Source organism: Pedobacter sp. W3I1 (assembly GCF_030816015.1).
Lineage (GTDB): Bacteria > Bacteroidota > Bacteroidia > Sphingobacteriales > Sphingobacteriaceae > Pedobacter.
Window position 1 is genome coordinate 6,325,971 of the sequence record NZ_JAUSXN010000001.1, and the last position, 11,635, is coordinate 6,337,605.

The following is an 11,635-nucleotide window of genomic DNA, read 5'->3' on the forward strand; positions in this document are numbered from 1 at the left end:
GGTGACGATTCTAAGTTAAAAATACCTAGAAACATCAAAATTGGACTGTTATAATCAAACTGAGGCTCACGTTTAAAAGCTGTAAGACTTATTTCCCCAATATGTTGACGGAATTTAATCTAATATAACAAATTACTATCATACGGGTATCTCGCCACATGAGCAGCTTTAACCTTATCGTACAATAATGTTTTAAACTCTTCTAAGTTTTCTTTTTCTGTAGCGGATATAAACAAAACCGGCACTTTATCATGGCTCATCCAGCTTTTCTTAAAGTCTTCTAAAGTAAGCTTGCCATCATCCTCTTCGTCATCAAGCTCTGGCGAAACATAAGCATCAATTTTATTAAAAACCAAAATCATGTCCTTATCAATTGCGCCAATATCTTTCAAGGTTTCATTAACCGTATTGATCTGATCTTCAAAATTAGGGTGCGAAACATCAACCACATGGATCAACAAATCAGCTTCACGTACTTCATCTAAAGTAGATTTAAAACATTCTACCAAATGGTGAGGCAGCTTGCGGATAAAGCCGACGGTATCGGAAAGCAAAAAGGGCAAATTCTCGATCACCACTTTACGAACTGTCGTATCTAAAGTTGCAAACAATTTATTTTCTGCAAATACTTCCGATTTCGACAGCATATTCATGATGGTCGATTTACCCACGTTGGTATAACCCACCAAAGCTACCCGAATCAACTGTCCACGGTTTTTACGCTGCGTTTCATTCTGCCGGTCTATATTTCTTAAACGCTCCTTTAACAAAGAGATTTTATTTAAAATAATCCGTCTATCACTTTCAATCTGTGTTTCACCAGGACCACGCATCCCAATACCACCTTTCTGGCGTTCCAAGTGAGTCCACATACCCGTTAAACGTGGTAGAACATATTGCAATTGTGCCAGCTCAACCTGTGTTTTTGCCTGTGCCGTTTGGGCCCTGTTGGCAAAAATATCCAGAATCAGATTACTTCTGTCCAAAACCTTAACTCCAAGTTCACGATCGATGTTACGCAGTTGCGACGGCGATAACTCATCGTCGAAAACCACCACATCAATTTCTTCCGATTTCACATACGCCTTTATCTCTTCCAGTTTTCCCGTACCCACAAAAGTAGCACGCTCTGGTTTTAGCATTTTCTGTGTAAAAACCTTCTCTACCTTCCCTCCTGCTGTATCTACCAAAAAGGCCAGCTCATCTAAATATTCTTTTGTTTGGGCTTCTTTTTCGCCAGGTGTAACCACTCCAACTAAAATTGCCCGCTCCTGCACAATGGCAGTATCATATAATTTTTGTTTTCCCATGTAATTAAGGCAAATATACGAATTTGCCAACGTGTAAATCCATTAACAAACCATAGAGATGCAATAAAAGTTTTTAGTTCCCTTTGGAGAAAAGCGATTTTCATCGCTTCTATGGCAATACGACAAAACCATAACACTTAGATATGCTCAGGCGATTGAGGTGGTCAAAATATTATTTTTTTTTGGAAAACAGGGGTCTGTGCACTTCGGTTACGAAAGTCCTGCTATCGCTTCAAATCCTCGCTCGTACCTCGCTGTGGGTTTTCCGCTTTATCAGGTTTATTTAACAGAAAGCTGAAGTCCTTAGTTTAAAGGCAAAGTACTATATCTGCGCTACAAATTCCTTTATCGCAACACCCGGATGATCTGTTTTCATAAAATTCTCACCAATTAAAAAGCCATTAAAACCTGCGGCTTTTAATTCCCTGATGGTTTCAGGATTACTGATCGCACTTTCTGAGATTTTCAGAAATTCATTCGGGATTTTATTCACCAGATCAAACGAGGTTTGGATATCTACGGTAAAATCGGCCAGGTTTCTGTTGTTTACCCCAATGGCATCCAGGTTCGGGCAGATGCTTCGCTCCAGTTCTTCCAGGTTATGTACCTCTAACAACACATTTAATCCTAAATCTTTTGCAAACTTCCCGAAATTGTTAATCTGTTGAGGGGTTAATATCGAGGCAATTAACAGAATAATATCAGCACCCCAGGCTTTTGCTTCCAGGATCTGATATTCATCGATCATAAAATCCTTTCTTAAGATCGGAATATTGTTTGCGGCCCTTGCTGCCAGAATATCGTCGGTTTTACCCCCAAAGAAATCTACATCAGTTAATACCGAAAGTGCAGATGCACCTGCTGCGTTATAAGCCCTTGTTACTTCAGCAACATCAGCAACACCATTAATTAACCCTTTTGATGGTGAGCGGCGCTTAAACTCAGCAATAATCCCTGTGCGGTCTGCTGCCAGCACAAACTCTTTAAAAGAATAAGGTGTCCGCTTAAAATGCACCGAATTTTCTAAATCCTGAACAGAGATCAAAGCTTTAGCAGCAGCGATTTCTTCCTTTTTACGTAATACGATTTTATCTAATATGTTCATTTTTATAAATCCGTCATGCTGAACTTGTTTCAACATCTAATAATTAACTAATCCCAGTAAGATCCTGAATCAAGTTCAGGATGACGACTGGATGAATAAGAGTTAAGGGGTAGTTAACCAATTCTCCATCATCTGCTTCCCATACTCCGTTAGCACACTTTCAGGATGAAACTGTACACCTCGCACATCCAACGTTTCATGTCTTAACGCCATGATCTCATTCTTATGATCTCTTGCCGTAATTTTTAAACACGAAGGGAAATTATCTTTACTCACTACCCAACTGTGGTAGCGGCCAACATTTATAGTTTGTGGACATTCCCAAAACAAAGGTTCATCGCCATCCACAACGGTTACTGGTGTAGCTATTCCGTGCATGGGTCTGCCTAAATTCAATAAAGTGCCTCCAAAAACTTCAGCAATGGCCTGTTGACCTAAGCATACTCCAAAAATACTCTTTGTTGGCGCATATGTTCTAATTACATCCAATAACAAACCAGCCTCTTCCGGGATGCCCGGCCCTGGAGAAAGTAATATTTTATCATACTTTTCCACATCGGCCAGATCGAATTTATCATTTCTCCAAACTTCCGCTTCATAACCAACTTCGTTAATTAAATGCACCAGGTTGTAGGTAAAACTATCGTAGTTATCGATTACTAAGACGGTTTTTTTATCTATATTTTCCATTTTATTTCCTGTTAACGGATTTTACTCAAACTAAAAACTCCTCATTCCCAACTATATTCCCTCTGCCATCTGCACCGCTTTACGCAATGCTGCAATTTTATTGTTCACCTCTTGCATTTCAGTTTCTGGAACAGAATCGGCCACAATGCCTGCACCAGCACGGTAATGCAGTTCGTTGTTCTTGCTCATAAAAGTCCTGATCATAATGGCATGGTTAAAATCTTCGTTAAAACCCATAAAACCAATTGCACCGGCATAAAAATTCCTGCCCAGCTTTTCGTTTTCGTCAATCAGCTGCATGGCTTTGTATTTGGGTGCACCACTTAAGGTACCTGCCGGATAGGTGTCGGCAACTACTTTAAAAGCGCTCACGTTTTCCTGCAAATGACCGCTCACCTTACTCACCAGGTGGATCAGGTGCGAATAGTACTGCACTTCTTTAAAAGATTTTACTTCAACGCGGTTACAGTGCCTGCTTAAATCATTTCTGGCCAAATCTACCAGCATTACATGTTCTGCACTTTCTTTAGGATCCTGTTCTAATTTACGGGCCTGTTCAGCATCTTCAATGTCGTTTCCGCTGCGCTTAAAAGTCCCTGCGATTGGAAAAATATTAGCTAAATTATTTTTGATGGTAATCTGTGCCTCTGGCGAAGAACCGAACAATTTAAAATTCCCGTAATCAAAATAAAACAGGTAAGGTGATGGGTTTATCGAACGCAGGCAACGGTATACATTAAATTCATCACCAGAAAATGCTTGCTTAAATGCTCTTGAAGGCACAATCTGAAAAACATCACCGCGATAAATATGCTTTTGTAGTTTCTCTACCAAATCCATAAAACCCTGATCGGTTAGGTTCGAACTTTCCTCACCACGAAGTTGAAACTTATATTCAGGGTAATTTTTATTCTGGATCAGGTATTCCATTTTTTCAAGCCCCCCCTCTTCTTCTCCTTCGAAAGTATTTTTGAAAAGGGTAATTTCATTTTTGAAGTGATCGATGGCGATGATATAACGATAGAGGTGATACTGCATTTCTGGAATTTCTTCACCCTCTGGTGTTTCAGAAGTAAACTTTATATCTTCAAAATGTTGTACTGCATTCCAGGTAAAATAGCCAAACAAACCGCTCGAAATAAATTTGATCTCAGGCAGTTCCGTTTCTCTGAACTTATCTTTAAAATCGGTAATTTCTTCAATCAGGTTTTTACTTTCGGTAATCTCCACAGCGCCATCGGGGAAATAGCTCTCTAATCGCGATCCCTTTAAGATAATTCCGGCAACAGGATCAGCACAAACAAAACTCATCGAGTTTTCTCTGCTGTGGTAATCAGAACTTTCTAACAGGATGCTGTTTGGATACACATCACGTAAGCGCAAATAAATGCTCACTGGTGTTGTAGTATCGGCAAGCATTTTTTTGTAAGTCGTATTAATTTTATACATGATAAAGGTAAATGGTGTAAGCTAAAAGGCTTAAGGTTTGTTTTCGTATTTTTTAACAATAAAAAGCCCGGCGTGTGGTTCTACGCCGGGCTTTAATGGTTCTTTAATAAGGTTTAGGTTGATAAACTATATTTTATTCATACGCAGCCAGCGCAATTCGTTCGAATTACTTTGCCAAAGCCATGTATGTATATTGTTGATCATGAGCAACAAAAATATAAAGAATTTTGAAAAATGGAAATAATTCTGAAAATAAATTTAGTCCAAAGTCATTAGTCGGGAGTCCGAAGTCGATTGCAGCACAAGATTAATCTTGATTGTCTACGCTTTTCGCCATGCGCCAAACCCTTTGCTTTACTATTATGATACCCCAAAAAACGATCTTCCCGGAACGCTTTTCGTCATCAATAAAATAGCAACGATGATTAAAACCAGAGCCAGGCCAAAGAAAATGGCAATGGTACGGTGTTTTGCAACGGCATCTTTAACTTTCTTCGATTTTGCATTACCAACGGTAATTAAAATAATCGCAATAAGCATCATTGAAGTATGCTCAGCCTTAAAGTAACGGCCTATGGCATCGCTCATCGGCAATTTTGTTAGCGGACTTAAGAAAAACAGCACCAAACCAATCAGGAATTGAATATGTGCACTAATTAGTGTAAACACATTCAGCTTGCGGTTACCTTCTGTGTAAGTTTTATTGCCCAACCAGCCCGATAAAGCATTGATTACTGCAATAACCAATAAAATTAATACGATGTAGCGCCATCCGGAATGCGCAGATTTTAAGATATTATACATTTTTTATCAAATATGTTTAGTCAAAAATAGACATTAATTGTAAAAAATAGGATATTCAACAGATTGAACGCTTATTTATATTAGTTTTAAACAAATTAAACACTAAACTTATTATGAAGAAAATTTTACTCGCCATTGGGCTGGTATTTTCTACTACATTTTTGTTTGCACAGCAAACCTCCTTTCCTGTTAACGGTTCTTTTGATACCAGACCCGGAATGTTTGCTTTTACCAATGCAACTATAGTAGTTAATGCCAACCAAACCCTAACAAATGCCACACTTTTAATCAAAGGACAAACTATCCAGGCTGTTGGTGCTGGCTTAGCCGTACCGAAAGGTTATGTTGTGATAGACCTTAAAGGAAAATTTGTTTATCCATCTTTAGTTGATGCCTTTAGCAGTTATGGTCTTACTGAAGCACCTGTACAACAGCGTGGTTTCGGAGGTCAGCGCCAATCTATTTTCGTATCGACCAAAAAAGGTGCTTACGGTTGGAACGAATCAATCCGGCCAGAAACTTATGTAAAAAGCATCTTTTCTACCGACAGTAAAAAAGCAGATGAGCTACGTAAAGTAGGCTTTGGTAGCGTAAACGTAATTAACCGCGATGGTATAGCGCGTGGTGTTTCTGCTGCTGTAACTTTAAACGAAGGCGCAGATAACAGTGTATTTTTAAAGGACCAGACCGCAGCGAATTATTCGTTTAACAAAGGAACTTCATCAAACGACTACCCTACTTCGTTAATGGGTTCGATTGCTTTATTGCGTCAAACCTATTACGATGCACAATGGTATGGCAAACAAAAAGACGAATACAACATCTCGCTCGATGAATTTAGCAAGCAACAGGCCATGCCACAGCTATTTGAGGTAGACGGTTGGCAGAATATCCTCCGTGCGGATAAAATCGGAAAAGAATTTGGCAAGAAATACATCATTAAATCTACCGGCGATGAATACCAGCGAATAAATGAGGTTAAGGCTACAGGTGCAAGTTTAATTATTCCGTTAACTTTCCCTAAAGCTTATGATGTGGAGGATCCGGCAGAGGCCAGAAATGTAACTTTATCACAAATGAAGGGCTGGGAACTGGCGCCAACCAACCCGGCAAGTTTAGAAAAAGCAGGAATTAAGTTTGCGCTAACGGCATTTGGCTTGGAAAACAGTCGCGATTTTTGGGCAAACATCCGCACGGCCATAGAAAATGGCTTAACTGAAAAACAAGCCTTACAATCAGTTACCGAAATCCCTGCTTCGCTTTTGGGCATCGGCGATAAAGTAGGCTCTTTGGAAAAAGGAAAAGTAGCCAACTTCTTAATCTCCTCTGATAACCTGTTTAAAAACGGAAATATTATTTTCGAAAACTGGGTACAAGGCAAACGTTTCATTGTAAACAAAATGGATGTGGGCGATGTCCGCGGCACTTATAACTTAAATGTAGACGGTGTTGGTGCTTTGATCCTAAAAATTACAGGTACAGGTGGCGGTTCAATAGCTGCAATTGAAAGAACTGGTGTAGATAGTCTAAAAACGACGGCCACTTTTACCAGAAACGGCGATTGGGTAAGTATCAATTTTAACTTAAAGAAAAACCCTAAAGGTGATGTCCGTTTAAGCGGTTACATTACTTCGGCAAACCCGGTTACCATAAAAGGCGAATCGGCTCTGGCTGATGGTACTACCGGCAAGTTTACGGCAACCTATAAAGAAGCTGCAAAAGAAACACCTAAAAAAGAAGAGCCAAAAACTACTTTGGCCATGGGACCTGTGATTTATCCTTTCTCTGCCTTTGGTAGCACTGAACTTCCAAAACAAGAAACAGTTTTAATTAAAAATGGTACGGTTTGGACGAATGAAAAAGATGGAATCCTCCAAAATACCGATGTACTTTTAGAAAACGGAAAAATTAAAGCGGTTGGCAAAAACCTTTCAGCAAGCGGCGCAAAAGTGATCGATGCTACTGGTAAACACGTAACCGCAGGCATTATTGATGAGCACTCACACATTGCAGGTGCAGGCGGCATTAACGAAGGTGCACAATCGGTTTCTGCCGAGGTACGCGTTGCCGACATTCTCAACTCCGAAGACGTAAACATTTACCGCCAGCTGGCCGGTGGTGTAACCACTTCACACATCCTGCACGGGTCGGCCAATCCGATCGGTGGTCAGTCGCAACTAATCAAACTACGCTGGGGCAAATCGCCAGAGGAACTGAAATTTGCAGGTGCTGATGGCTTCATTAAATTCGCTTTGGGCGAAAACGTGAAACAAAGTAATTTCGGTACAGGTGCCCGTTTCCCGGTTACACGTATGGGTGTTGAGCAAACTTTTGTGGATGAATTTACCCGTGCAAAAGAATATGAAAAAGCTTTATCAGTGAAAGGTAACAGCGTACGTAAAGATCTAGAATTAGATGCTATTGTTGAGATTTTGAACAACAAACGTTTCATTACCTGCCACTCTTATGTGCAGAGCGAAATCAATATGTTAATTCATGTGGCTGATAGCTTAGGATTCAAGATCAATACCTTTACGCACATTTTAGAAGGCTATAAAGTGGCCGATAAAATGAAAGCGCACGGCATTGCAGGTTCTACCTTCTCCGATTGGTGGGCCTATAAAAACGAAGTGGCCGAAGCCATCCCTTACAATGGAAAAATTATGCATAACGTTGGTGTAACTACGGCTTTCAACTCTGACGATGCCGAAATGGCCCGTCACTTAAACCAGGAAGCTGGTAAATCGGTATTATACGGTAACGTTCCTGAAGAAGATGCTTTTAAGTTTGTAACCTTAAATCCGGCAAAAATGCTTCACATTGATGATAAAGTAGGCAGTTTAAAAGCGGGTAAAGATGCCGATGTGGTGATCTGGACAGCCAATCCACTTTCTATTTATGCCAGGGCAGAGAAAACTTTTGTAGATGGTATTGCTTATTGGGATATTGATAAAGATGCACAGGTAATTAAAACGCAACAAGCAGAAAAAGCACGCCTGATCCAAAAGATGTTAGAAAGTAAAAGCAAAGGAAGCCGTACACAACGCCCAACGGGTGATGCACCACGCCTTTACAATTGCGAAACTTTAGAAAACTATTCAGCAGAATTAACCGAGAAAGAACATGCACACTAAAACCATCGTGAGCCGCCCAATTATAATGATTTACAAGCTCACGATAGCTTGAATGCATTTGAAAATATAAAAACGCTATGAAAAGATATATACTCAGCCTGGCTTTATCGGCAACAAGCCTAATGTGTTTTGCACAGGCAAACATTTCGCCAGCTAAAAAGCAAAGCAAAACCATCGCCATTACGGGTGCAACTGTACATGTTGGTAATGGCACAGTGATCGAAAACGGCACCATCCTTTTTGGCAACGGAAAAATTATCTCGGTTACCGCCAACGGGCAGGTACCACAGGATGATGTAATGCTCATTGTAGCAACAGGCAAACACATTTACCCTGGCTTTATCGCTGCAACCACCAATCTGGGTTTAACTGAAATTGAAGCCGTAAAAGCTACATTGGATTTTCAGGAAATTGGCGATTTTAATTCGCATATCCGTTCTATCGTGGCTTACAATACCGACTCAAAAGTTCCGGCCACATTACGCAGCAATGGTGTGTTAATGGCACAGCCAACCCCACAAGGCGGCACGGTTTCCGGCAGTTCGTCCGTTGTTCAGCTCGATGCATGGAACTGGGAAGATGCAGCCCTTAAAACCGACGATGCCATGCACATGACCTGGCCGGTTACCCCACGCTTCAGGGGTGGCTTTGGTGGTTTTGGCCGTCCACAACAATCGCCCGAAAGCTTAGCCGAAAGAACACAGGCAGCCATTGCACAGTTGACGTCTTTCTTTGCCGAAGCCAAAGCTTATTCGGAAATGGGCAAACCAGAAGTAATTAATACCCGTTTCGAAGCGATGAAGAAAGTATTCGCTGGCAACGAAAAATTGTTCATCGCAGCCGAAAGTCAGAAGGACATTGTTGCTGCCGTTAATTTCGCCAGGAAATTCGGGATTACTCCGGTAATTACAGGCGCTGATGAAGCCTACCTGATTATCGATTTCTTAAAAGAAAACAATGTTACTTTAGTGGTAAAACAGCCGCATGCTTTACCCAACAACAATGATGATGACGTAAATATGCCTTACAAAAATGCCGCAGTACTGGCTAACGCCGGTTTAAATGTAGTGTTGAGTATTGATGGTTACTGGCAACAACGCAACTTGCCTTTTATGGCGGGTACGGTTACCGCCTGGGGCTTAGACAAAGAAAAGGCATTATCAACCATTACCTTAAATGCGGCCAAAGCAATGGGTATTGATAAAACCACGGGCAGTATTGAGACGGGCAAAGATGCCACCTTCTTTATTTCTGCGGGCGATGCTTTGGATATGCGCACCAACAAAGTGGAGCAGGCTTTTATTCAGGGAAGAGATATCAACCTGGATAATCTGCATAAACAATTGGATAAAAAATTCAGCGATAAGTATACAACTGAGAAAAAATAGTTTTTTATGGTCACTGGTTAATTATTCGAACTGGTTAATTGTTAAAGCCTAAAATGAGAACGGCCGATATTGATTTATCGGCCGTTTGTTTTAGGTAACTGGGGAATTATAAATAAGAGGTGAATCCATTTTATACATTTATAACTACCCTTGTTAGAATTAAAATGAAAAAAGCTTGTAAACAATATTTCCATTATTAAATGTAATTTTTACTCCAAGTTGTAATGGATATTCATTTTTAGCAGCCCATATCGACCTTTCAGCTTGGTCAAATACAGATACTGGCACAAAATCAACCCCCGTATTGGCGCCCCATGCTTCTACACTGGCTACATCATTAGCAATCGCCGGGTTAATCACTAGCGAATTAGCAAAGAAGTTTGGATTGAATTTTACTGATCTACTAAAGCCATCATAAACCTCTCCTGGATAACCATATTCATCCGTCACCCAAGTGTAATGTGTAACCTCCTCAACAACCGCATTTGCAGTTTCCAGATAAAAAACTCCCCAGGGTATATTTTGTACAGCACGGTAGGCCACACTACCTGTTAATGGTTTTAAATACACGCTAAAAGATGTTTTTGGCGATGTTAACTTAATCGATCCGGTTTGGTTGATTGTTCCTTTCAGTTTAATATTATAGGGCACTGCCGATTCCCCTCCCGAAAAACCTGTTATTAATCCCAATATACTCTTTAAAAATAGCGCGCCACCTCCAGCAATCCTTCCTGCAGCATCTGTTTCAGGTATTTTTAAAACCTTTGCTACGCCTTCTGCAGTTTTAGCATAAAAGCTTTCCGCGTTTTTAATTATACCTAATGCACTAGGGCCACCAGCTGCTTGTGGTTGGGCAGTACCATCTAATTGTATATTTCCATTTAAAACAACATCAGATTGTGTCACTTCTGAGACACCAATATTAAATGAGGTATTTTCATCAAAAGTTGCGCTATATCCGTTGACATCAAAATCTGCAATCATCCATTGTTGCACTCCTGCAAAAGTAACTGCAGTTTGCTTGTATTCACTGCTTTGAGTATTAACCGGATTAGCCGGATATTCAACAGTCCACGCATAAGGTGGCTTTGTGCTACTGTATAAAAAGAATTTTGGATACGTCGTATTTGTAGCATAACCAAGGGTGATTTGTTGATAAGAAGATTGAACATCGTAAGTTCTCAATACACACACCCTCAAAATGCCCCTATGTTTATTATAAAGTAATAAAAACGGATAGGCATTGGCTTCCGTTGGCGTTCCAAAATCGCGCGATACCAGCATCCACCCATTGGCAGGATACATATCTGCTTTTGAAACATCAACGTTACCATAAACTTTTTGAGCGCCATCAATAAAAGGATTCAAAGTAGTAACACTACCAACCGATCCATTGGCATTGTTAAAATAAGCAGTCCAACTGTGCTGGGTCCAGTCCCAGGTTGCATCCAAATTAGGATCTCCCGGATTTAACGGACGTGAACTGGTTAACTTGGAATTAGATCTCGAAAACAAGGCTGTTTCTTTTGGGATCTGCTGTTCTTTCTTACAAGATGAGACAATTAGTACCAATAAAACTAATAGAGTGTTAATTTTTTTCATATCTGTTTTTTTCTTAAAAAGACAGTTTTAAAATTAACTACACGTAATACTAAAATTACTTTTATGTAAAATTTATACGTAAATTTAACACATTAGGAGACAGCGATAAATCTGGAAAAACATACAGACAAACCATCCAAATACGACTGATAC

At 40.1% G+C, this 11,635-nt stretch carries 8 protein-coding genes; 2 read left to right on the forward strand and 6 right to left on the reverse strand.

Annotated features, from left to right (window positions below; all coding sequences use genetic code 11):
- Positions 1 to 119: 119 nt before the first annotated feature.
- The 5 genes from hflX to QF042_RS26015 form a co-directional block, all read right to left on the reverse strand.
- Positions 120 to 1,310: a GTPase HflX gene (gene hflX / locus QF042_RS25995; RefSeq protein ID WP_307533105.1), complete on the reverse strand. Its 1,191-nt coding sequence runs from the start codon at positions 1,308 to 1,310 to the stop codon at positions 120 to 122.
- Positions 1,311 to 1,632: 322 nt separating this feature from the next.
- Positions 1,633 to 2,415 carry an indole-3-glycerol phosphate synthase TrpC gene (trpC, locus tag QF042_RS26000; protein WP_307533107.1) on the reverse strand — a complete coding sequence of 261 codons (783 nt, stop codon included), beginning with the start codon at positions 2,413 to 2,415 and terminating at the stop codon, positions 1,633 to 1,635.
- A gap of 102 nt (positions 2,416 to 2,517) precedes the next feature.
- Positions 2,518 to 3,105 (reverse strand): aminodeoxychorismate/anthranilate synthase component II, encoded by a 588-nt coding sequence (locus QF042_RS26005; protein ID WP_307533109.1) that lies wholly within the window; start codon positions 3,103 to 3,105, stop codon positions 2,518 to 2,520.
- A gap of 51 nt (positions 3,106 to 3,156) precedes the next feature.
- A complete protein-coding gene (locus QF042_RS26010) occupies positions 3,157 to 4,554 on the reverse strand; it encodes an anthranilate synthase component I family protein (RefSeq protein ID WP_307533111.1) in 1,398 nt (465 codons plus the stop codon).
- Between the two features lie 360 nt (positions 4,555 to 4,914).
- Entirely contained in the window at positions 4,915 to 5,358 is a 444-nt protein-coding gene (locus tag QF042_RS26015) for a cytochrome B (protein ID WP_307533113.1), read from the reverse strand.
- A 113-nt stretch (positions 5,359 to 5,471) separates the two neighbouring features.
- Between QF042_RS26015 and QF042_RS26020 the strand changes: the two genes are divergently transcribed.
- Both QF042_RS26020 and QF042_RS26025 read left to right on the forward strand, forming a co-directional pair.
- Positions 5,472 to 8,492, forward strand: coding sequence for an amidohydrolase family protein (locus tag QF042_RS26020; protein WP_307533115.1), 3,021 nt, complete (start codon positions 5,472 to 5,474; stop codon positions 8,490 to 8,492).
- A gap of 77 nt (positions 8,493 to 8,569) precedes the next feature.
- Positions 8,570 to 9,880: an amidohydrolase family protein gene (locus QF042_RS26025; protein WP_307533117.1), complete on the forward strand. Its 1,311-nt coding sequence runs from the start codon at positions 8,570 to 8,572 to the stop codon at positions 9,878 to 9,880.
- A 159-nt stretch (positions 9,881 to 10,039) separates the two neighbouring features.
- Here QF042_RS26025 and QF042_RS26030 read toward each other — a convergent pair whose 3' ends face one another.
- Complete coding sequence (locus QF042_RS26030) at positions 10,040 to 11,482, reverse strand: hypothetical protein (protein ID WP_307533119.1); 1,443 nt, start codon at positions 11,480 to 11,482, stop codon at positions 10,040 to 10,042.
- Positions 11,483 to 11,635 lie beyond the last annotated feature (153 nt).

Coding starts and splice junctions, on each gene's coding strand:
- hflX (WP_307533105.1), bottom strand. CDS start 1,310: ATGGGAAAACAAAAATTATATGATACTGCCATTGTGCAGGAGCGGGCA.
- trpC (WP_307533107.1), bottom strand. CDS start 2,415: ATGAACATATTAGATAAAATCGTATTACGTAAAAAGGAAGAAATCGCT.
- QF042_RS26005 (WP_307533109.1), bottom strand. CDS start 3,105: ATGGAAAATATAGATAAAAAAACCGTCTTAGTAATCGATAACTACGAT.
- QF042_RS26010 (WP_307533111.1), bottom strand. CDS start 4,554: ATGTATAAAATTAATACGACTTACAAAAAAATGCTTGCCGATACTACA.
- QF042_RS26015 (WP_307533113.1), bottom strand. CDS start 5,358: ATGTATAATATCTTAAAATCTGCGCATTCCGGATGGCGCTACATCGTA.
- QF042_RS26020 (WP_307533115.1), top strand. CDS start 5,472: ATGAAGAAAATTTTACTCGCCATTGGGCTGGTATTTTCTACTACATTT.
- QF042_RS26025 (WP_307533117.1), top strand. CDS start 8,570: ATGAAAAGATATATACTCAGCCTGGCTTTATCGGCAACAAGCCTAATG.
- QF042_RS26030 (WP_307533119.1), bottom strand. CDS start 11,482: ATGAAAAAAATTAACACTCTATTAGTTTTATTGGTACTAATTGTCTCA.